This is a genomic window from Roseococcus thiosulfatophilus (genome assembly GCF_017311575.1).
Classification (GTDB): domain Bacteria; phylum Pseudomonadota; class Alphaproteobacteria; order Acetobacterales; family Acetobacteraceae; genus Roseococcus; species Roseococcus thiosulfatophilus.
On the sequence record NZ_JAFFQY010000002.1, the window covers coordinates 1 to 21,314 of the forward strand.

General features: G+C 72.1%; 20 protein-coding genes. 8 read left to right on the forward strand and 12 right to left on the reverse strand.

Annotation, left to right across the window (positions count from 1 at the left end; all coding sequences use genetic code 11):
* The first annotated feature begins 124 nt into the window (after positions 1-124).
* The 3 genes from JTN19_RS00835 to JTN19_RS00845 are packed head-to-tail and all read left to right on the forward strand — an operon-like array spanning position 125 to position 4,317.
* Complete coding sequence (locus JTN19_RS00835; protein WP_206929116.1) at positions 125-1,465, forward strand: NAD(P)H-dependent oxidoreductase; 1,341 nt, start codon at positions 125-127, stop codon at positions 1,463-1,465.
* 24 nt (positions 1,466-1,489) lie between these two features.
* The gene (locus JTN19_RS00840) at positions 1,490-3,472 is read left to right on the forward strand and encodes a methyl-accepting chemotaxis protein (RefSeq protein ID WP_206929118.1); all 1,983 of its coding nucleotides are present in this window, start codon (positions 1,490-1,492) and stop codon (positions 3,470-3,472) included.
* A 59-nt stretch (positions 3,473-3,531) separates the two neighbouring features.
* Positions 3,532-4,317, forward strand: coding sequence for an SDR family NAD(P)-dependent oxidoreductase (locus JTN19_RS00845; RefSeq protein ID WP_191084280.1), 786 nt, complete (start codon positions 3,532-3,534; stop codon positions 4,315-4,317).
* 82 nt (positions 4,318-4,399) lie between these two features.
* On the opposite strand, the gene JTN19_RS00850 is transcribed toward JTN19_RS00845, so the two are convergent.
* The 10 genes from JTN19_RS00850 to JTN19_RS00895 all read right to left on the reverse strand — a co-directional run bounded on the left by JTN19_RS00850 (position 4,400) and on the right by JTN19_RS00895 (position 14,682).
* Complete coding sequence (locus JTN19_RS00850; protein ID WP_408901839.1) at positions 4,400-5,992, reverse strand: ABC transporter substrate-binding protein; 1,593 nt, start codon at positions 5,990-5,992, stop codon at positions 4,400-4,402.
* A 369-nt stretch (positions 5,993-6,361) separates the two neighbouring features.
* On the reverse strand, positions 6,362-7,228 hold the full coding sequence (speE, locus tag JTN19_RS00855) for a polyamine aminopropyltransferase (protein ID WP_206929123.1): 867 nt from the start codon (positions 7,226-7,228) through the stop codon (positions 6,362-6,364).
* A 76-nt stretch (positions 7,229-7,304) separates the two neighbouring features.
* Entirely contained in the window at positions 7,305-7,778 is a 474-nt protein-coding gene (speD, locus tag JTN19_RS00860) for an adenosylmethionine decarboxylase (RefSeq protein ID WP_184384730.1), read from the reverse strand.
* Between the two features lie 184 nt (positions 7,779-7,962).
* On the reverse strand, positions 7,963-11,073 hold the full coding sequence (locus JTN19_RS00865) for a hypothetical protein (protein ID WP_206929125.1): 3,111 nt from the start codon (positions 11,071-11,073) through the stop codon (positions 7,963-7,965).
* Positions 11,073-11,660, reverse strand: a complete 588-nt coding sequence (locus JTN19_RS00870; protein ID WP_206929127.1) for a protein phosphatase CheZ — start codon at positions 11,658-11,660, stop codon at positions 11,073-11,075. The genes JTN19_RS00865 and JTN19_RS00870 overlap by 1 nt, the downstream gene beginning before the upstream one ends.
* Positions 11,653-12,039, reverse strand: coding sequence for a chemotaxis response regulator CheY (locus JTN19_RS00875; protein WP_206929129.1), 387 nt, complete (start codon positions 12,037-12,039; stop codon positions 11,653-11,655). The genes JTN19_RS00870 and JTN19_RS00875 overlap by 8 nt, the downstream gene beginning before the upstream one ends.
* 21 nt (positions 12,040-12,060) lie before the next feature.
* On the reverse strand, positions 12,061-12,669 hold the full coding sequence (locus tag JTN19_RS00880; RefSeq protein WP_206929130.1) for a MotE family protein: 609 nt from the start codon (positions 12,667-12,669) through the stop codon (positions 12,061-12,063).
* Positions 12,666-13,082, reverse strand: a complete 417-nt coding sequence (locus tag JTN19_RS00885) for a DUF6468 domain-containing protein (protein WP_206929132.1) — start codon at positions 13,080-13,082, stop codon at positions 12,666-12,668. Before JTN19_RS00885 ends, JTN19_RS00880 begins: the two co-directional genes overlap by 4 nt.
* Complete coding sequence (gene fliM / locus JTN19_RS00890) at positions 13,079-14,149, reverse strand: flagellar motor switch protein FliM (RefSeq protein ID WP_206929134.1); 1,071 nt, start codon at positions 14,147-14,149, stop codon at positions 13,079-13,081. Before fliM ends, JTN19_RS00885 begins: the two co-directional genes overlap by 4 nt.
* Complete coding sequence (locus JTN19_RS00895) at positions 14,146-14,682, reverse strand: flagellar basal body-associated FliL family protein (protein ID WP_206929136.1); 537 nt, start codon at positions 14,680-14,682, stop codon at positions 14,146-14,148. The genes fliM and JTN19_RS00895 overlap by 4 nt, the downstream gene beginning before the upstream one ends.
* A gap of 210 nt (positions 14,683-14,892) precedes the next feature.
* On the opposite strand from JTN19_RS00895, the gene flgF reads away from it, so the two are divergent.
* Genes flgF through flgH form a run of 4 tightly spaced genes read left to right on the forward strand, consistent with a single transcriptional unit; the run spans position 14,893 to position 18,135 of the window.
* Positions 14,893-15,636, forward strand: a complete 744-nt coding sequence (gene flgF / locus JTN19_RS00900; protein WP_206929138.1) for a flagellar basal-body rod protein FlgF — start codon at positions 14,893-14,895, stop codon at positions 15,634-15,636.
* Positions 15,637-15,647: 11 nt separating this feature from the next.
* Positions 15,648-16,433: a flagellar basal-body rod protein FlgG gene (flgG, locus tag JTN19_RS00905; protein ID WP_184384748.1), complete on the forward strand. Its 786-nt coding sequence runs from the start codon at positions 15,648-15,650 to the stop codon at positions 16,431-16,433.
* Positions 16,433-17,386 carry a flagellar basal body P-ring formation chaperone FlgA gene (gene flgA / locus JTN19_RS00910; protein ID WP_206929140.1) on the forward strand — a complete coding sequence of 318 codons (954 nt, stop codon included), beginning with the start codon at positions 16,433-16,435 and terminating at the stop codon, positions 17,384-17,386. Before flgG ends, flgA begins: the two co-directional genes overlap by 1 nt.
* An 11-nt stretch (positions 17,387-17,397) precedes the next feature.
* Complete coding sequence (flgH, locus tag JTN19_RS00915; RefSeq protein ID WP_242530749.1) at positions 17,398-18,135, forward strand: flagellar basal body L-ring protein FlgH; 738 nt, start codon at positions 17,398-17,400, stop codon at positions 18,133-18,135.
* 157 nt (positions 18,136-18,292) lie between these two features.
* On the opposite strand, the gene JTN19_RS00920 is transcribed toward flgH, so the two are convergent.
* A complete protein-coding gene (locus JTN19_RS00920) occupies positions 18,293-18,892 on the reverse strand; it encodes a class I SAM-dependent methyltransferase (RefSeq protein ID WP_206929144.1) in 600 nt (199 codons plus the stop codon).
* A 216-nt stretch (positions 18,893-19,108) separates the two neighbouring features.
* Between JTN19_RS00920 and JTN19_RS00925 the strand changes: the two genes are divergently transcribed.
* Positions 19,109-20,740: a GMC family oxidoreductase gene (locus JTN19_RS00925; RefSeq protein WP_206929146.1), complete on the forward strand. Its 1,632-nt coding sequence runs from the start codon at positions 19,109-19,111 to the stop codon at positions 20,738-20,740.
* Positions 20,741-20,836: 96 nt separating this feature from the next.
* Here JTN19_RS00925 and dksA read toward each other — a convergent pair whose 3' ends face one another.
* A complete protein-coding gene (gene dksA / locus JTN19_RS00930) occupies positions 20,837-21,253 on the reverse strand; it encodes an RNA polymerase-binding protein DksA (RefSeq protein ID WP_206929154.1) in 417 nt (138 codons plus the stop codon).
* Positions 21,254-21,314 lie beyond the last annotated feature (61 nt).

Genomic DNA, 21,314 nt, shown 5'->3' on the forward strand with positions numbered 1-21,314 from the left:
AAAGCTGACGCCTCTTCGCCGCGCACCAGCGCAGGAAGGCGTGGGTATGTTGCCCTCATATTTCCCTGCCGAAAAGCAAGAACCCATGGCTGGCCACCCGGCCCCCAGGCGCTACCCTCCCCCCATGAACCTCTCCCGCCTCCTCGCCGCCCGTGCCGCGGCGCAAAAGCCCATCACCGTCGGCGTCATCGGCGCCGGCAAGTTCGGCGCCATGTTCCTCGCCATGGCGGCGCAGTCGCCGGGCATCCATGTGGCCGTCATCGCCGATCTCTCGCCCGCCCGCGCGCGGGAGAACCTGGCCCGCATCGGCTGGAGCGCCGAGCAATCCGCCGCCCCCAACCTCGATGACGCGCTGCGCACCCGCGCCACCCACCTCACCGAGAACGCCGCCCTGGTGAACGATCCGCGCATCGAGGTGGTGGTGGAGAGCACCGGCAACCCCGCCGCCGGCATCGCGCACGCGCTGGCCGCCATCGCCGCCCGCCAGCACATCGTCATGGTGAATGTCGAGGCCGATGTGCTGGCCGGCCCCTTGCTCGCGCGCAAGGCGGCGGCCGCCGGCTGCGTCTATTCCATGGCCTATGGCGACCAGCCCGCCCTGGTCTGCGAGATGGTGGACACGCTGCGCGCCATGGGCATGCCCGTCATCGCCGCCGGCAAGGGCACCAAGTACCTGCCCGCCTTCCACGAATCCACGCCCGAGACCGTCTGGGGCTATTACGGCCTGACGCCGGAACAGGCGGCCGCGGGGGGGATGAACCCGCAGATGTTCAACTCCTTCCTGGACGGCACCAAGAGCGGCATCGAGATGGCGGCCATCGCCAATGCCACCGGCCTGACCCCGCCGGAGGATGGCCTGGCCTTCCCGCCCGTGGGCGTGCAGGACCTGCCGCATGTGTTCCGCCCGCGCGGGGTGGGCGGGCACTTGGCCCGAAAGGGCGTGGTGGAGGTGATCTCCAGCCTGGAGCGCGACGCGCGGCCGGTGGTGGGGGATTTGCGCTGGGGCGTCTATGCGGTGTTCGAGGGCGAGACGGACTATATCCGCCGCTGCTTCTCCGAATATGGCGTGCACACCGACAGCACGGGCCACTACGCGGCGCTGTGGCGGCCCTACCACCTGATCGGCCTGGAACTGGGCGTGAGCGTCGCCTCCGCCGCCCTGCGGCGCGAACCCACCGGCTGCGGCGATGCCTGGCGCGGCGATGTGGCCGCCACCGCCAAGCGCGACCTGCGCGCGGGCGAAATCCTGGATGGCGAGGGCGGGTCCATGGCCTGGGGCAAATGCGTCCCCGCCGCGCGCAGCCTGGCCGAGGGGCTGCTGCCCATCGGCCTCGCCCATGGGGTGAAGCTGCTGCGCGACGTGCCGTGCGGGGCCATGCTGCGGCAGGCCGACGTGGCGCTGGAGGATGGCGCGCTGGCGGTGCGGGTTCGGCGGGAAATGGAAACGACCTTCACGGATTCTTGAGGCACTTCCGGTTGAGTGGGGGGCATGCGACGCCTCACCGCCCCCCTCGCCCGCCTCAGCCTCGCCGCCCGTGTCACGGTCGTGGGGCTCCTTGCCATCACCGTCTCCGTCCTGGCCGTCGAAGGCTGGTCGGCGTGGCGCCACCACCGCGCGGACCACGCCGCGCTGGACGCGCAGCTCGAGCGGGACCTGGTCCTGCTGGACAGCCTCACCGCCCGGGTGGCCGGCGGCGGCGCCTGGCGGCTGACCGAGGCGGGGCGGCTCGCCAGGGGCGATGTCGTGTTGGAAGGCGCCAATGACCTGGTGGACATGGTGCGCGCCGCGACCGGCGCGCGCACCGCGATCTTCCGCGGCGACGAGGTGGTGGCGGGCACGGGCCGGCCCGATGGCTCGCGCCTCACGGGCCAGCGCACGGCCACCGGCCCGCACCGCGACACCGCCCTGGGCGAGGGGCGCGTCTATCGCGGCCCCACGCGGATCGAGGGTGCGCCGCATATCGCGATCTACAGCCCCATCCGTGACGCGGGCGGCAAGGTGATCGGGATGCTCTTCGTGGGCCAATCCCGCGCCACGATGGACGCGGCGCTGATGGACAGGCTGTGGCACGCGCTGGTGGCCAAGCTGCTGCTGGTGGCCCTGGCGGGCGGGCTGCTCTGGGTGGGGCTGCGCCGGTCGCTGCGCCCGCTGGAGGAGCTGCGGCAATGGGTCGCGGCCGGGGTGGCGGAACAGCCCGTGCCGCATCTCGCCCGGCGGGATGAGCTGGGCTCCCTGGCCCGCGCCCTGGAGGAGAACCGCACCGCCGCGCAGGAGAAGGCCCGGCTGGAAGCCGCCCTGCGCGCGGCCGAGGAAGGGCGTAAGCGCCGCAGCGCCGCCATGGAGCGCAGCGCGGAGGAGTTCGGCAGCAATGTCGGCTCGGTCATGGCGGGCTTCGAGGATTCCGCCAGCACCATGCTGACCGCCACGACGCGGCTGTCGGACGCGATGGGCCGCACCTCCGCCCAGGTGACCGAGACGGCGGGGCATTCGGCCGAAAGCAACGCGAACCTGCAGGCCGTGGCCTCCGCCGTGGAGGAGCTGGCCGCGAGCGTGAGCGAGATCAGCAACCAGGTCAGCCGCGCCGCCGTCGTCGCGGCCGAGGCGGTGACCGAGGCGCAGCGCGGCGATACGCGCATAGAGGCCCTGACCAGGAGCGCGGACCGCATCGGCGACATCCTGAACGTGATCTCCGACGTGGCCTCGCGCACCAACCTGCTGGCGCTCAACGCGACCATCGAGGCGGCGCGGGCGGGCGAGGCGGGCAAGGGCTTCGCGGTGGTGGCGTCGGAGGTAAAGAACCTCGCCACCCAGACCGCCGGCGCCACCCAGGACGTGGCGGCGCAGATCGCGGCCATCCGCCAGGCGACGGCCGAGGCCGCGCAGGGCATGCGCGCCATCTCCGCCGCCATCGGCCGGATGGACGAGGTGGCGGGCGGCATCGCGGCCGCCGTCGAGGAACAGGGGGCCGCCACGCGCGAGATCACGGGTCGGCTGCAACTGGTGGCGCGCGGCAATGCCCAGGTGGCCGACACCATGGCCGAGGTGGCGCGCATGGCCGAGGCCGCGGCCGACGCCACGCTGGAGGTGGAGAGCAGCGCCGCCACCGTGCAGGGCGAGGCCGGGGTGCTGCGCGCCGAGGTGGATGGCTTCCTCGCCACCCTGCACGAGCAGATGGAGGAACGCCGCCGCTTCGACCGCCTGGCGGTGGAGGGCCGCGACGCCACGCTGGTGGTGGAGGGTGCGACGGAGCGGCTGCGCCTGCTCGACATCTCGCTGGGCGGGGCGGCTCTGCGCCGGGGTGAACCCCTGCCCCCGGACGCGGCGCTGTCCATCGCCCTGCCTGGCGCCGGCGGGCCTGTCACGGGGCGCGTGGTGCGCTGGGAGGAGGGCGTGCTGGCCATCAGCTTCGACCAGCCCATCGGCACCGCGGTGATGGAGGCCGTGACGCGCGAACTGGGCATCGCGGCCTGAGGCGTTCCCAAACGCGCCGCTTTCTGTAGGCTTCCCCCAACCCATTGAGGAGGAAGCCGATGCCCACATTGTTCGACCTGACCGGAAAGGTCGCCATCGTCACCGGCGGCAGCCGCGGCATCGGGCGCGCCATCTGCGAGCGCCTGGCGGAACATGGCGCCAAGGTCGTCGTCTCCTCGCGCAAGCTCGATGCCTGCCAGGAGGTGGTGGACGCCATCACGGCCAAGGGCGGCACGGCCATGGCGGTGGCCTGCAACATCGGCCGCAAGGAGGAATTGCAGAAGCTGGTGGACGCCACGCGCGCGGCCTATGGCCCGGTGGATGTGCTGGTCTGCAACGCCGCGGTGAACCCCTATTTCGGCCCGTCCCAGGACATTCCGGACGAGGCCTATGACCGCATCATGAACTCCAATGTCCGCTCCAACCTCTGGCTCTGCCAGATGGCGATTCCGGAGATGGCGGCGCGGGGTTCGGGCTCGGTCATCATCGTCTCCTCCATCGGCGGGTTCCGGGGGTCGCCGCGGCTGGGCATCTACGGCGTCAGCAAGGCGGCCGACATGCAGCTGGCCCGCGCGCTGGCCACCGAGTGGGGGCCTTCAGGCGTGCGTGTGAACGCCATCGCGCCCGGCCTGGTCCGCACCGATTTCGCCCGCGCGCTGTGGGAGGACCCGGTAAACCTGAAGAAGCGCACGCGCGACACGCCCCTGCTGCGCATCGGCGAGCCGGACGAGATCGCCGGCGCCGCGGTGTTCCTGGCCTCCCCCGCCTCGGGCTTCATGACGGGGCAGAGCATGGTGATCGATGGCGGCGTGCTGGCCGGCCCGCCGCTGGTGAGCGAGGACTGAGGGCGCGGGGGGCGCCCTGGCGCCCCCTTTCGCCGCGCGGCCGATTCACGCCCCCGGCTGCGCCGGGGACGATCGGACGCGGCTACCCCTTCTTCACATTCCAGAACAGCGGCATGCCGCTCAGCATGTCGGTCACGTTGCGGCGGTGCGCCGTGGCCAGGAAGTACTGGCCGAGCGGGATCATCGGCACATCCTGCATGGCCTGCGCCTGGATGCGCCGGCCGATGGCCTGCTGCGCGGCCAGGTCGGGCGCCGTGAACCATTCCTGCCGCAGCGCCTCCAGCGCCGGGCTGTCGGGCCAGCCGATCCAGCCATTGGTGCCATTGCCGCGCAGGCCGAGATGCCCGGCGGGCGAAGCGAAGTCCAACCCCCCGCCAAAGGTGAAAAAGGCGCTCCAGCCCCCGCGCTCCACCGGCTCGCGGCTGGTGCGGCGTTGCAGCACCGTGCCCCAGTCCAGCGCCTGGTAATCGAGGTTCAGGCCGATGCGGCGGAAGACGTCGGCGCCCACCTCGCTCATCGCGCGCAGGAAGGGCAGGTCGCTGGGGACGATCAGGGCCACGCGCTCATTGTTGTAGCCCGCGGCGGCCAGCGCGCGGCGCACCGCGTCGAGATCACGCGGGCCGGTCAGCGGCGCCAGCCCCTCATTGGAGGCCAGCGGCGTGCCGGGCGTGAAGACGCCCACATCGCCGCGCCAGAGGTCGGGGTTGTTGCCCACGATGGCCTGCATGAAGTCCGACTGGTTGATGGCGCCCAGCACCGCCCGCCGCACGGCCGGGTTGTTGAAGGGCGGCTGGAGGTGGTTGAAGCGCAGGAAGCCGATGAAGCCCGTGGTCTCCAGCGTCTTCACCTCCACCTGGCGGTGGCGGCGCAGCACGGGCAGCAGGTCGGTTACCGCCTGTTCCCACCAATCCACCTCGCCCGCCTGGAGTGCGGCGGCCGCCGTCGCGCCATCGGGCATCACCACCCATTCCACGCGGTCCAGATGCGCCACCTTGGGGCCGGCGGTGAAGGAGGGGGTGCCGCCCTCGCGCGGCACATAGCCGTCGAACTTCGCATAGACGGTGCGCGCGCCCGCCACCCGCTCATTCGCCACGAAGCGGTAGGGGCCGGAGCCCACCATCTCGCTCACCTGCGTCGCCGCATCGGTGCGGGCCAGCCGCTCGGGCATGATGAAGGGGACGGTGACCGTGGTCTTGCCGAGGGCCGCCGGCAGCAGCGGGAAAGGCGCCTTCAGGCGGAAGCGCAGGCGCCGGTCGTCCAGCGCCGCGAGTTCATCCGTCACGGCGAAGAGCGCCTGGCCGAAGGGGTCGCGCGCGCCCCAGCGGCGCAGGCTCGCCACCGCGTCGGCCGCGCGCACCGGTTCGCCATCATGGAAGCGCAGGCCCGGGCGGAGGGTGATGGTCCAGCTGCGGCCGTCATCCTCGACCACATGGCCCTCGGCCATCTGCGGCTGGGCGCGGAATTCGGCGTCGGTGGCGTAGAGCGTGTCAAAGACCAGATAGGCGTGGTTGCGGCTGACGAAGGCGGTGGACCAGAGCGGGTCCAGCACCGTCACGTCGGATTGCGGCACGAAGCGCATCACGCGCGCGGCCTGGGCGGTGGCGGGCGCGGCGAGCGCCCCGGCGAGGGGCGTGGCAAGAAGCGCGCGGCGCGGCAGGCGGGGCATCCGGATCATCCCAAGGTTGGCGGGACGCATCCTGGGGGTGCGGCGCGGCGCGGCGCAACAGCTTTGACAGGGGGGGAAACCGGCCGCTGTCGGCGGCGACGTGAGCGGGCCCATGGACCCCCTTGCGGGGGGTCGGTCCAGGCGAGGAACCGTCCGCACGCCCGCTGTTGGGCGGGACGCCCTCCGCCACGGCCCGCGAGCCGGAACGGAGGTGGCGGGACCGGCGCCCCCCTATTCGAGGAAGGGCACCGGACAAGGCTCTCGCCGCGAAACACGCGCGCGGCACCGGCAGCGGCCGGAAAGACGGCGGAGATAGGGTGCCCATCCCCGCTTTTGAAGTGCGATGCGCGCGGGTGGCCCCGCGCGCACCGCATGGCGTCAGCGCGCCAGGTTTTCCGCGATATAGGGCGGCAGGGCGAAGGCGCCGGCGTGGATCTCGGGCGTCCAGTAGCGCGTCTGGCCCAGGATGCCCGCGGCCTCGGCGCGCGCGCGGAGGGTGGCCACGTCCACTTCGCGCAGGCTGGCGTCCTTGGCCGCCCAGCCCAGCGTCATGAAGCCGCCCACATAGGTCGGCACCGCGGCCACATAGGCCCAGGTGTCGGGGAAGGATTTGGCGCGGCGGAGGTTCGTCTCGCGCAGTTCGTCGGCCTGCATGAAGGGCACGCCGCACTGGTTCACGATCAGCCCGCGGTCGCTCAGCAGGCGGGCGGCGTTGGCGTAGAACTCGTCGGTGAAGAGCACCTCGCCCACGCCGATGGGGTCCGTGCTGTCCACGATCACCACGTCGAAGCTGCCGGAAGCCGCCTGGCGGACGTAGTCAATGCCGTCGCCCACGATGACCTCGGCGCGGGGGTCGTTCCACGCATCACCCGCGATGCCGGGCATGAATTCCTTGGCAAGGCGGATCACCTCGCCGTCGATCTCGACCATCACGGCGCGCTCGACGTTGCGGTGCTGCAGCACGCGCCGCAGCACGCCGCCATCGCCCGCGCCGATGATGAGCACGCGCTTCGCCGCGCCATGCGCCAGCAGGGGCACATGGGTCAGCATTTCCTGATAGACGAACTCATCGCGCTCGGTGATCTGCACCACCCCGTCCAGCAGCATGACGCGGCCATGGCTGGTGCTCTCGAACACCATGATGTCCTGGAAATCGCTCTGCACGCGGGCGAGCTCGCGCTTCACCAGGAAGCGCTGGCCCCAATCGGGGTAGAGGGTCTCGTTCACCCAGGAATCGGTCGCCATCGTCATCGTCTCCTGCACGTAAGAAGGGCCGGGTGTCGCCACCCGGCCCCGATCAGTCACCACATGCGGCCGGCGTTCAGCCGATCAGGCCGCGCTTGTGCTCGGCGAGCTGCACGCGCTCGGCCAGGAAGCCGCGCTTCAGGAACGGGATCGCCTTGTAGGGGTCGCAATCGCCGCACACGAAGATGTCCAGCGCCGCGTAGTCGCGCTCCGGCCAGGTGTGGATGGACACATGGCTCTCGGCCAGCACCAGCACGCCCGACACCCCGCCATTGGGCGAGAAGTGGTGGAAATGCCCGTGCAGGATGGTGGCCCCCGTGGCGATCGCGGCCTCGCGCAGCACGGCGTCGATGTGGCCGGGGTCGTCGAGGTTGGTCGCGCCCCACAGATCAATGATCAGGTGCGTGCCGGCGTAGCGCACGCCGTTGCGCTCAACGAAGTAATCCTTCGCCTCGCTGACCGAGCCGTGACCGGCGTCACCGTGAGAGACAGTCTGGGCGTTGCTCGGGAGCGTGTCCGAGTTCATCCCCAGTCGGACGAGAGAGTCCATGGCGGTTCCCTTTCCTACCAGCAGATGACCAGGTGTATCGGCTGTGCGGCCACCGTGGCCGTCGGTTCGATCATGGTCAGTGGGGGCGCGTTCTGGGGCATGGGGGCCCGGGGGTCAAATGAAATCGGGACCTTGCGCCGTGATCCCTGTGCAAGGCGGCACGCCCTCAGCGCAAGGCTCCTTTTCAACCGCGTCCCTCGGGCAGGCTGCGGAAGAGATCGAGTTCGCGGGCAAGACGCGGCAGGTCCGCGAGGCCCCGCACGGGGTCGCTCGTCAGCGCGTCGAAACCGGCCTTGAACGGCGCTTCCGTCATGCGCGCGGCATAGCGGGCGCGCAGCGCGGGCAGCTGGTCCTCCTCGCCGGCCAGGATGCGGAGGGCCGCAAGCCGCAGCACCTCGCGCTGCGCCTCGGCGGGCAGCGGCGCCGTATCGTCGGTGCGGTCCAGGTGGCGGGCCAGGGCGATGGCTGCCCCCGCATGGTCGCGCGCGGCGGCGAGAATGCCCGAGAGCGGCAAGTCGCCCTCGGCGCCCAGCGCGGTGAGCGATTCGATGGCACGCTCCGTCTGGCCGCGCAGCGCCTCGGCGCGGGCGGCGAGGATGGCGCGGCGGCGGGCCAGGGCGACGGGCAGGTTGCGCGCGGAGGTGGCGGTGAGCGCCTCCAGCGCCGCATCGGCATCACGCGCATCGAGGCGCAGCTCCGCCAGGCGCGCGCCCAGCGCCGCCCGCCCCTCGCCCGCCGGCGTGCGTTCCAGCGCGCGGGTCAGCAGCGCCGCGGCGCGGTCGTTCAGGTCCAGCGCGGCGAGGCGCCCGGCCAGCCCCTCCAGCACCGCGGCCGCCGCATCGCCGGTGGGCATGAGGTCCGGCTGGGCGTCATGCATCGCGACGGCGGAGAGCGGCGCGTCCGTCTCCAGCGCCTGGAGGAAGGCCTGTTGCAGGCGCGGACGGATCGCGGCCGCCTGCTCGGGGAAGAGCGAGGCCGTCTCGCGCAGCAGGGCCATGGCGGCGCGCGCATCGCCCGCCTCGCGCCGGAGGTCGGCGATGCGCAGCCGCGTCACCACCTCCTGCGCGTCGCCGCGCCAGGCGAAGAGCGTCTGTTCCAGCCCCCGCGCCGCCTCGGCCGGCGTGACGCGGCCGAGTTCCAGGCGCCGTTCCAGCGCGTGGCGCAGCGCGCGGGCGCGCATCAGCCGGTCGCGCGAACGGGCGGCGGCGTCGAAGAGTTCGAGCGCCTCCTCCGTGCGGCCCCGCGCGTTCTCGGTGAGCGCGCGGGCCAAGGCGAGGCTCGGGTCGGGGCCCGCCTGTTCCAGCACACGGGCCGCGGCGGCACCCTCGCCGCCGGCGGCCAGCGTTTCGGCCAGCACGGGCAGCAGCCGGCGGCGCAGCCCCTCGGGATAGGACATCAGCAGCGGCGCGGTGGCGGCGAGTGCCGCCGCGGCGGTGCGCGTCTCGCCACGGGCGGCGTCGCGCAGGGCGCGCCACAGCATCACCTCGTCGCTGGGCGGGACCTCGGCCTCCAATGCGCCGGCGGGCGGGGCGCGGCCGGCCAGCAGCGCGGCGGCGCCGGAGAGGAAGCGGTGGCGGGGGTCGCGCGCGGCGGCGGGCGTCTCCTCGGCCGCCATGCGGAGCATGGCCTGCGCCTCCTGCGGCAGGCCGAGCGAGAGCAGCGTCTCGGCCACCGCGAAGCGCAGCGGCGCGCGCTGCAAGGGGGCGGCGCTGGCCACGGCCGCCTGCTGCGCGCGCAGCCTTTCCATCAGCGCGGGCACGGGCGCGGCGGGAAAGTCGAAGCTGCGGGTCATGGCGCCCGCGCCCTCCGTGAGCGGGCTGACCTCGGGCGCCGGCGCGGCACCGGTCAGCACGAAGCGCCCCGCGCCCGCGCGCAGGGCGATGCGGTCGGAACGCGCGAGGATGGCCGCGCCGTGGAAGGTCTCGGGCAGCTCCATCTCGGGCAGGCGGCGCGTGACGGGCTGGCGCGCGAGCGGTTCGCGCAGGGTGCCCACCAGCAGGGGCAGGCCCGTCTCGGCATCGGTCAGCGCGACCACCTGCGCGGCGCCGGGCGCGGCGAGGAGCAGGGATTCCGCCTCCGGCACCGCGCGCAGATGCGCCACATCGGGCCCGCCCGGCGCGCGGGGGCCGGGGATGAGCAGCCAGTCGGCGCCATCGCGCTCCACCACCAGGCGCTGGTCGGGGGCGAGCGGGAAGGTCAGCACACTGGCGCCGGGCAGGCGCTGCACCTGCGCGGCGGCGAAGGCGCGATCGGCCCGGACGGCGCCGAGTTCGAGGGGCCGTTCGGAGGCCAGCACCACCAGCGCCACATCCCCCCGGCGCAGCGCGGCCAGGCCGAGGCCCGCGGCCTGGGGCAGGCGCAGGGCGCTGGGCTGGTTGGCGCGCAGCACGGCGCGCGCGCGGATGGGCGGCGGGCCGGCCAGGCTGTTCAGCGGCGGGTTGGCGGTGGGCGCGGGCTCGGCCACCGGCGGGACCAGGGGCGTGGGGCGCGGGGCCGGAGCGGCGGGCACGGCTGCGGCCGGGCTTGCGGGCGCGGGCGCGACGGGGGCCGCGGGCGCGGGGCGCGTCGGCGCGGGCGGCGGCGCGGCCGCCACCGGCGCGGACGGCTCGACGGCGGGCGGCGGAGGCTGAACGAAGGCGCCGCTGGGAATGGTGGAGGTGGGCTCGGCCGGAGCGGCTGCGACAGGGGCGGCCGGAGCGACTGCGACAGGGGTGGCGGGCGCGGCTGCGACAGGGGCGGCGGGCGCGGCCGCGACAGGGGCGGCGGGCGCGGGCACGGCAGTGGGCGCGGGCGCAGGCGCGTCGGGGCCCGGCGCGGCGGCGTTCGGCACGAGCCGGGGCGCTGGCGGCGCCGTGGCGACGGGCGTGGCCGCTCTCGGCGCGGCGGGACGCGGGGCGGCGGACGGGACCGCGGCGGGCGTCGGCGCGGCCTCGGGCGCAACCGCGTCCATCACATCCACCGCCACCTTGGGGCCGTTGCGGAAATGCCGCACGCGGCTGCCCTCGGCGACCAGCAGCTCGATGCCGCCTTCGACGCGGTTCGCGGCGGTGATGTTGCGTGGCAGGCGGCCGCGCCCGGGCAGGACCACGGCATCGGGGTTGGGAAAACGCAGCAGCACGCGGCCCGGCGTGGTTTCGACCGTGTAGGCGGGTGGCGCCGTCCAGTCGAAGACGATGCGCCCGAAGCCGGGATGGTTCCCGGTGCGGACGCCCACACGCTCCTGCGCCGCCGCCAGCGGGGCGAACCCCACCAGCAGCAGCGCCAGCAGCGCGACAAGCCGGGCCATGCGGCGCATCAGTCGAAGCTCGCCAACAGGCGGTCAATGTCGGCCTGGCTGCTGGCGGCGGTGGGCAGCTGCGGGCCATTGGCCAGCGCGCGGCCCTCGGTCTCGGGCGTGATGGCCACCTCGGGCTCCGGCGCGGGCTGGCTTTCGGTCGTGCCGAAGCGGCGCGTCACATCGGAGACGCGCTGCTCGATCACCTTCAGCGCGCTCACCACCTTGGTGATGCGCTGGCCGGTGATGTCCTGGAAGCTGCACGCCTCGTAGATGCGCGTGACGGCGACACCCAGCGCATCGGCGTGCTCGGCCGGCAGCTTGGTCTGCAGCTTCTCCAGCCCCTCGCACACGTCCAGGATCTCGTTGGTGGCGGTGGCGGTGTGTTCCACCACCGCGTCCAGCTCATCCGTCGCGGTCGGGATGTGGCGGTCGTTGATGTCGTCCACCCGCAGCGCCGCGATCTCGGACTTGGCGCGCGCGACCTCGCGGCCCAGCGCCTCCAGCTCCCCCAGCAGGGAGATCTCGGTCGTCGTCAGGTCGCCGGAGAGGCTGCCCAGCACCTCCCGCACGGCACGCTCGATCTGTTCGGGGTTTTGATCAGGCATGGACCAGCACCTTCTCGATCTTCTCCTTCAGCGTCTCGGCATTGAAGGGCTTGACGATGTAGTTGGAGACGCCGGCCTGCTTGGCGGCGACCACGTTCTCGGTCTTGCTCTCGGCCGTGATCATGATGAAGGGGAGGTTCTTCAGCCGGCTGTCGGCGCGCACCTCCTTCAGCAGGTCCAGGCCCGTCATCGGCTCCATGTTCCAGTCGCTGATGACCAGGCCGAAATTGCCGGCGCGCAGCTTGGCCAGCGCCTCGGCGCCGTCCGTCGCCTCCTCCACATTGTCGAATTCGAGCTGCTTGAGCAGGTTGCGGATGATGCGCAGCATGGTCTTGTAGTCATCCACGATGAGCACGTTCATGTTCTTGTCGATGGCCATCGGCGGGGTCTTCTCCGGGGTTCAGGGTGACGGGGCGAGGCGGGCGCGCAGCCGCGCCAGCTCGGTGGTGGCCTGCCGCGCGCGGTCAGGCTGCATGGCGGCAAGGATGGGGGCTGCGCGGGCTTCGCGCATGCGGGCGAGGACGGGCAGCAGCACCTCCATGTCCAGGTCGTTGAAGATCGCGGAGGCGTCGCGCGGGCGCATCGCCTCATAGAGGCGCACCAATTGGCGCAGACGCTGTTCGGTGCGTTCGTCCTGGGCGGCGGTCTCGCTTTCCAGGCGCTGCTGGAGCGTGCCGAGCTGCTCGATGCGCTGCGCGAGGCGCCGCTCGGCGGCGGCCAGCAGCATCTCGCGCTGCGCGGCCTCGGCCTCCCGCGCCTCGATCGCCAGGCGGCGTTCGCGCAGGGATTCGAGCAGGGCGCGCTCGGCGGCCTGGATTTCGTCGGGCGGGGCTTCCGCCGCGGGGGCTTCGGCCGCCGGCGCCTCGGGCGCGGGGGCGGCCGGCGCCGCGGGGGCCTGGGCGGCGGCGGGCGTGCCGAAACCCTCGTGCAGCATCAGGCCGCGCGTCAGCAGCAGCCCCGCCATGGCGAGGATGGCCAGCGGCAGCAGTCGGGGGCGCCAAAGCCTCATGCCACGCGCCCCAGGGCACGGAGCAATTCCCGTTCGGCCTCGCTGCGGGGCGCGGGCGTGCCGGGCGCGGCGGGGGTTGCGGCCAGCGGGCGGCCGGCCTGCACCGCGGCCTCCAGCCGGTCGGCGATGGTCTCGGCGCGTTCCAGCAGATAGCGCAGGTCATCCTGCGCGAGGCCCGCCGCCTTCAGCCTTTCGCCGAATTGGCGGTCGGCCTGCTCGGTCGCGGCGCGCAGCCGGGTCAGCACGGCATCGGCCTCGCGCGTCGCGTCGGCCAGCCCGTCGGCGCCGCTGGCCAGCGCCTCGCGGTCCGCGCGGAGCGCGCGCAGCATGCGGTCCAGCCGCCAGGCCATGGGTAGGGTCAGCGCCAGCAGCAGGATCACCGCGATGTCGAGGAGGAAGGCAAGCTGACTCATGTGCCGAGCACCTCCGAGGGGGCGCGCAGCACCTGCGAAATCCGCACCGCCCGCCGCGTCTCGCGCCGGCCGTATTCCGCCTCGAACAGGGCGACGGGGCCGCATTGCAGCTTCACCGGCGCCTGTGGCTGGGCGTTGAGGGTGATGCGGTCCCCGGGCTTGAGCGCGATGATGGCGGAGAGCGGCATCACCTGCTGGTCCAGCACCACGTCCAGCGAGACGGCGGTGTCGCGCAATTCACGCGCCAGGTGGGTTTCCCAGATGCTGTCGCGGCCGAACTTCTCGCCCATGAATTGCTGCAGCAGCAGCTCACGCACCGGCTCCAGCGTGGCATAGGGCAGCAGCAGGTCCAGCGCCCCGCCGCGATCCTCCATGTCAATGCGCAGCTTGGTCAGCACGCAGGCATTGGACAGGCGCGAGATGGTGGCGAAGCGCGGGTTCACCTCCAGCCGCTCGAAGCGGAATTCCACCTCGGTCAGCGGGCCGAAGGCGTCGCACAGATCCTTCAGCACCACGCAGATCAGCCGTTCGACCAGGGTGCGCTCGATGGTGGTGTAGGGGCGGCCTTCCACGCGCATGGCGGCCGTGCCGCGCCGCCCGCCCAGCAGCACGTCCACCACCGAGTAGATCATGGCGCTGTCCACCACGATCAGCCCGTAATTGTCCCATTCCTCGACCTTGAACACCGCGATCATCGCCGGCAGCGGCACGCTGTTCAGGTAGTCGCCGAAACGCTGGCTCGCGATGCTGTCAATGCTCACCTCGACGTTGTCGGAGGTGAAGTTGCGCAAGGACGTGGAGAGGATGCGCACGAGACGGTCGAAGATGATCTCGAGCATGGGCAGGCGCTCATACGAGACCAGCCCGGAATGGATCATCCGCTCGATGCCGGACTTGCCGACCTCGCCCTCGCCCGCCTGTTCGAAGCCCAGAAGGCTGTCGATCTCGGCCTGGTTCAGGACGCGCGTGGCGTCGGGCGTGGGGGCGGGCGCGGGCGTGCCGCTGTCCTCCTCCGCGTCCAGCGCCGCACCCCAGGCCGCGGCGAGATCGTCTTCCTCCGTGCTCATTGCACGAGGATCTCGGTGAAGAGCACGTCGGTCACGCGCACGGGGGTGGCGGCGATGTTGGCGCGCGCGATCAGTTCCTCGCGCAGGCGGTGGGTGCCCGCGCTGCCGCGCAGCTCCTCCGGGCGCACCTCGCGCAGGTAGGTGGTGAAGAGGTCCAGCAGGCGGGGCATGGCGGCTTGCAAGGCGGCGGCATCGGCCTGGCCCCGCACCTCGATCTGGCTGCGGAGCCGGATGAAGACGGGCCGGCGGTTGCCGACATTGAGGTTGGCGACGATGTCCGGCATGGCCACGAAGACGGCGGGTTCGGGTGGGCGGGGGCCGGTGTCCACCTCCTCGGCGGCGACCTCCTCGACGGGCGGGGCCGCATTCATGCCGAGCAGCCCGGGCAGCACGCCCGAGAACCACAGCCCCGCGCCCGCGCCCAGCAGCAGAAGCGGCAGGGCGAGCAGGACGAGTTTCTTCTTCGAGCGGCGCGGGGCATCACCCTCGCCCCCCGCCTCGCCAACCGTCTCGGCCTTCGCTGCCGCGGCCATCGGGCCCACCCTTGTTGCGTGAGGCGGCAGGATGGGGGGAAGGGCGTTAAGGAAGCGTTGCGCGGCGCACCGCCCTCTTCATGCCGCCACCCGGCAGGGCTTGCCGCCGCCATGCGGCAAAGCCTGCCCCGGACCCTGGCCGCGGGCTGGCACGCGGCTTGCCCCCAGGGCGGCACCTGGCCCCATCGGCCGGGGCCCGAGGACCGCGCCATGGACAGCCCGAGCTACATCATCCTCTCCCGCCTCACCTCGCAACTCCGCGCGAGCCAGGTGACGGCGCACAACCTCGCCAATGCCGACACGCCGGGCTTTCGCGCCGCGCGGCCCATCTTCGCCGAGCACCTGGCCCGGCAGGGCCGGGTGGAGGGCCCGCGCGAGGGGCGCGAGGTGGCCTATGCCTGGGACCGCGCGACCTGGCGCGACAACCAGGCCGGCGCCATCACCCGCACCGGCAATTCACTTGATGTCGCCATCCAGGGCGAGGGATTCTTCACCGTGGAGACCTCGCGCGGCGAGCGCTTCACCCGCGCCGGCCGCTTCGCCATGGGCGCCAATGGGCAGCTGGTGGACCATCACGGCCATGCCGTGCTGAACGCGAATGGCCAGCCGATTGCCATCGCGCCGAACGACACGCAGATCGAGATCTCGGGCGATGGCACCATCCGCAGCGAGAACGGCGTGCTGGGCCGCATCCGCCTGGTGCGCTTCGACAATGAGCAGGGTTTGCAGGCCGAAGGCGACCGCCTCTTCGCCGCCGCGGGCCAGGAGCCGCAGGAGGTGCCCCAGCCCCGCATGGTCCAGGGGGCGGTGGAGGGCAGCAACGTCGTCTCCGTGCTGGAAATGACGCGGATGATGGCCGAGCTGCGCGAATTCCAGATGGCCACGCAATTCCTCGAACGCGAATCCGACCGCCAGCAGAGCGCGATTGACCGCCTGCTCCGCCGCCGCGCCTAAGGAGAACTTCCATGCGCTCATTGCACATCGCCGCGACCGGAATGCTGGCCCAGCAGACCAATGTGGAGGTCATCTCCAACAACCTCGCGAACATGAACACCACCGGCTACAAGCGCCGGCGGGCCGAGTTCCAGGACCTGATCTACCAGAACCTGCGCCGCGTGGGCTCGCAGAGCTCGGATGCCGGCACGGTGCTGCCCTCGGGCGCGCAGGTGGGCCTCGGTGTGCGCACCGCGGCCATCTACCGCATCAGCGAGCAGGGGAACCTGCAGCAGACCGAGAACCGCTTCGACCTGGCCATCCGCGGCAATGGCTACTTCCAGGTGCAGCTTCCCACCGGCGAGGTGGCCTATACCCGTGACGGCACCTTCAGCCTGAGCCCCGAGGGCGTGATCGTCACCGCCGAGGGCTTCGTGGTGAACCCCGGCATCAACGTCCCCGCCGCCGCGCGCGACGTCACCATCAACGCCTCGGGCGAGGTGCTGGTCTCGCTCGACGGGCAGGTCGCGCCGCAGAATGTGGGGCAGATCCAGACGGCCATCTTCGCCAATGAGGGCGGGTTGGTCGCCATGGGCGACAACCTCTTCCTCGCCACCCCCGCCTCGGGCGAGGCCCAGGCCGCCGCCCCCGGCCAGCCAGGCCATGGCTCCCTGATGCAGGGCTTCATCGAGACCTCCAACGTGAACACGGTGCAGGAGATCACGTCGCTCATCACCGCCCAGCGGGCCTATGAGATGAACAGCCGCATCATCACCGCCTCCGACGAGATGCTCTCCACGCTGACGAGGCTGCGCTGATGTCGCGCCGGGCCTTCCTCGCGGCGCTTCTCGCCGCCCCGGCCGTGGCGCGCGCCGAGGCGCCGCCCGCTTTGCTGCGCCCGCATGTGCTGCTGGAGGGGGACACGCTGCGCGTCTCCGACCTCTTCGACCAGGCCGGGCCGCGCGGCGCCACGCCGCTCGCCGCCGCCCCCCTGCCCGGAAGGCGCATGGTGCTGGAGGCGCAGAATCTGTGGAACATCGCCCGCGCCCATGGCGTGCCCTGGCGGCCGCTGACGGGGCAGGAGCGCGCGGTGATCGAACGCCCCGGCCGCCCCGTCCCCCGCGCCGAGATCGAGGCGCTGCTGCGCGCCGAACTGGTCCGCCACGGCATGGAAGAGGAGATGGAGATGGACCTGCCCGGCCTGATCCCGCCTATGATCCCGGGTGCGGCCTTCTACGAAATGGCGCTGGAGGGGGTGGTGCTGGAACAGCCGTCCTTGCGCTTCGCCGCCACCCTGCTGGTGCTGGCCGATGGCATGCCCGCCCAGCGCATGCGCCTGGTGGGCCGCGCGGCCCCCACGACGCCCGTGGTCGTGGCCACCCGGCGCCTCGCCCTGAACGAGATCATCGCGCCCGAGGATGCGCGCCTCATCCGCCTGCGCGCCGAGCGTGTGCGGCCAGGCCAGGCGCAGCAGCTCGAACAGGTCGTGGGGCAGGAGCTGCGCCGCCCCATGGCGGTGGAACAGAGCTTCGCGCTGGTGGATCTGGGCCCGCCCTCCGTCGTGCAGCGCAACGCCCTCGTCACCCTTCTGCTGGAGGCGCCGGGCCTGCAACTCGCTGTGCAGGGCCGCGCCATGCGCGCCGCCGCCCGTGGCGAGGCCGTGACGGTGATGAACCTCACCAGCCGCAACGTGGTGGAGGGCATCGCCATCGCCCCCGGCCGCGTGCGCGTCGCCATGGGCAGCGTGCCCGTTTCCACTGCCGCCCGATGAGGAAGCCCGCCATGAAGCGCGCCGCCCCTGCCCTTCTTGCCCTCCTGATGCTGGCCGGCTGCGGCCAGGCCGAGCGCCTCTCGCGCGTCGGCCGCGCGCCGGACTTCACACCGGTGACGGACCCCACTTCCGACCCACGCTGGCGCCCCGTCTCCATGCCCATGCCCGCGCCGCAGGAGGCGCCGGCCATGGCCAATTCGCTCTGGCGCCCGGGCAGCCGCACCTTCCTGCGCGACCAGCGCGCGGCGCAGGTGGGGGATCTCATCACCATCCTCGTCTCCATCCAGGACCAGGCGCAGCTGCAGAACCGCACCCAGGCGACGCGCGGCGGCACGCAGGAAATGGGCATGCCCGCCCTCTTCGGCCTGGAGAGCGCGGTGCCGCGCGTGCTGCCCAACACGGTGGACCCCGCGCGCCTCGTCGGCACCAACAGCACCGGCACCGCCGATGGCACGGGCAGCGTGCGCCGCACCGAGCAGATCACGCTGCGGCTGGCGGGCGTGATTACCCAGTCCCTGCCCAACGGCAACATGGTGGTGATGGGCCGGCAGGAGGTGCGGGTGAACAATGAGATGCGCGAGCTGACGGTGCAGGGCATCGTCCGCCCGCAGGATATCGGCAGCGACAACACGGTGCGGCATGACCGGCTGGCGGAGGCGCGCATCGCCTATGGGGGGCGGGGTTCGCTCAGCGACATCCAGCAGCCCAGGCTGGGGCAGCAGCTGCTCGACATCCTGCTGCCGTTCTGAGTTCCCCACGAAATCGCTTCGCGCTTTCGCGGGGGCCCCAGACGACACCCCACGAAATCGCTTCGCGCTTTCGCGGGGGCCCCGTCTTGGCGCACATCCTTCGCGGACTGCCCAGTTGCCGCGGCGAAGCCGCGGCGCCGACCGGGGGCCACGCCTCCTATTCGGGGCGCACCACATGGCGCGCCAGGTCGAAGGCGATGGCGGCCGCATCCACCGCCTCCGGCACCGAGAACACCGCGCACCGGCCCATGGTCGAGGCAGGCGCCAAATGCCGCTCCACGACATGATAGTCGTGGGGACGATCCATGTAGTCGTCGAAGAGGATCAGCGTGCCCGGCACCGCCTTCAGCAGGCAGGCCAGGAAGCAGGCCACCCGGAAACGGCCGTCAATCAGGATCAGGTCCGGCGCGTGCGCGCGCCGCTCGATCTCGTGCCAGATCTGCAGCGGGTAGCCCGGCCATTGGCGGCACGCCTGGGTGTTGGCCGGACGCCCCCATTCGGCGGTCTCGCCCAAATGGGCCAGCATCAGCCAGAAGCCTGTGCCCGGCCGGCGCACCTGCGCGGCGGCACGCTGGACGCGCTCCGCGAAGGGCCGGTCGGATTCGACGGAATAGACCCGAGGCACGCCAAGCCGCAGCGCCAGCAGCGTGCTGCCCCCCGTGCCATATTCGAGATAGCAGCTGGCGGCCTTCATCCGCCCCTCCAGGAAGGCGCGCGCCTCGGGCGGCATCTGCGGTTCGTCCGGCACGTCGTGCATGGGGGCGGTCCTCCTGGGCCATGGCGTCGCGGCCGGGTGCGCGGCACCCCGGTCCGGCCGCGAGGGGCGCGGCAGCCGGGCCGAGCAAGCCCCGGGCCAGGCGCCCCCCGCACAGGGCGAAGCCAAGCCCGCCACGAATCCGACGCAGCGCCGCCTTCCCCCGCCCGCCCCGGCGGGATTAGGCTCATGCCCGCGAAGCAATCCCGGGGAAGCGCCATGGATGACGAATTCGACTATGTGATCGTGGGCTGTGGCGCCGCGGGCTCGCTCCTCGCCGCGCGGCTTTCCGAGGACAGCGCCGTGCGCGTCTGCGTGCTGGAAGCGGGGCCCAAGGACCGCAACCCCTTCATCCATATCCCCGCCGGCTTCATCAAGACGCTGAAGGACCCTTCCGTCACTTGGCAGTTCCGCACGGCGCCGACCGAGCGCACGGGCGGGCGGCCCATCGCCACGGTGCAGGGGCGGACGCTCGGCGGCTCCTCCTCCGTGAACGGGATGATCTACAATCGCGGCCAGCCCGGCGACCTCGATTCCTGGGCGCAGCGCGGCAATCGCGGCTGGGGCTATGCCGACAGCCTGCCCTATTACCGCCGCACCGAACGCCGCCTCGGTTATGGCGAGGCGGACAAGCGCGGGCGCGAACAGGGCATCCCCGTCACCGACATGGACTGGATCAACCCGCTCAGCGAGGCCTTCATCAAGGCCTGCGAGGGGGCGGGCATTCCGCGCAACCCCGACTACAATTCCGGTGACCAGGCGGGGGTGGGCTATTTCCAGCGGGCCATCCTGAACGGCAAGCGCGTCTCGGCCTACCGCGCCTTCCTGCACGGGGCGCTGGCGCGGCCCAACCTGGACCTGCGGACCGAGGCGCGGGCCAATGCCATCCTGATGGAGGGCAAGCGCGCCGTCGGTGTCAGCTACCAGCGCAAGCAGGGCGGGCCTTCGACCACGGTGCGCGCGCGGCGCGAGGTGATCCTCTGCGGCGGCACGGTCAACACCGCGCGGCTGCTGCAGGTCAGCGGCATCGGCCCCGCGCCGCTGCTGCAATCATTGGGCGTGGAGGTGCGGCACGAACTCCGCGGCGTGGGCGAGAATTTCCGCGACCACTATGCGTCCCGCGTGGTCTGGCGCGCCAAGCCGGGCGTCACCACGCTGAACGAACTCGCGCGCGGCCTGCGCCTGGGTGGGCAGGTGGCGCGCTGGGGCATGGGGCAGCCCAGCATCCTCGCGACCGCGCCCAGCCATGTCTATGTCTTCTGGAAGAGCTTCGAGGGGCTGGACCAGCCGGACCTGCAATGCGTCTTCACCCCCGGCAGCTACAAGGAGGGCCAGGTCTATGTGCTGGACGACTACCCCGGCGTGACCGCCGGCGCCTGGCAGCACCGGCCGGAGAGCACCGGCTGGGTGCGCGCGAAAAGCCGCGACGTGTTCGAGGACCCCGAGATCCAGCCCAACTACCTGAAGGACGAGAATGACCGCCGGGTGCATCTGGGCGGCATCCGCCTCATCCGCCGCCTGCTGAACCGGCCGGAGATGGCGCCCTTCCTGGAGACGGAGACCCTGCCCGGCCTCGACGCGCAGTCGGATGACGAGCTGCTGGACTTCGCCTACCGCAATGGCAGCACGACCTACCACCTCATCGGCACGGCGCGGATGGGCCCGGCCACCGACCCGACGGCGGTGGTGGATGACCGACTGCGCGTGCACGGGATGGAGGGGCTCAGGGTGGTGGACGCCTCGATCATGCCCAGCATGACCAGCGCGAACACCTATGCGACCACGCTGATGATCGCGGAGAAGGCCAGCGACTTTATCCGCGGGCGGGCGCTGGAGAGCGAGGCGGCCTAGCGTCTGATCCGCGGAGGCGGAGCCGAGGCGGTGAATCAGCCGCGCGTAAAGCGTCCGACCCGCCTCATCCCACCTGTCCGGACGTGACCGCGACGTTCAGTCGTCGCGGTGGACCTTCTCCATCCGCTCATGCCGCTCCTGCGCTTCGATGGAGAGGGTGGCGATGGGGCGGGCTTCGAGGCGGCGCAGCCCGATGGGCTCGTCGGTTTCCTCGCAATAGCCGTAGGTGCCGTTGGCGATGCGCTCCAGCGCCTGATCTATCTTGGAGATCAGCTTGCGGGCGCGGTCGCGGGTGCGAAGTTCCAGGGCGCGGTCGGTCTCGACACTGGCCCGGTCGGTCAAATCGGCCTCGGCGATGCCGCCGGCGGAGAGGGAATTCAGCGTGACCCCCGCCTCACGCAGCAACTCGTGGCGCCATCTGAGCAACTTCTGTCGGAAATACTCCTGCTGGAGGGCGTTCATGAATTCTTCGTCCTCTGAAGGACGATAGTCGGGCGGCAGCGTCACGACCATTCTTCTTGCCTCCCCTACACGGTGCGGCAAGCCCGGCGCCTGCCGCCCTCCCAGGGCGGGC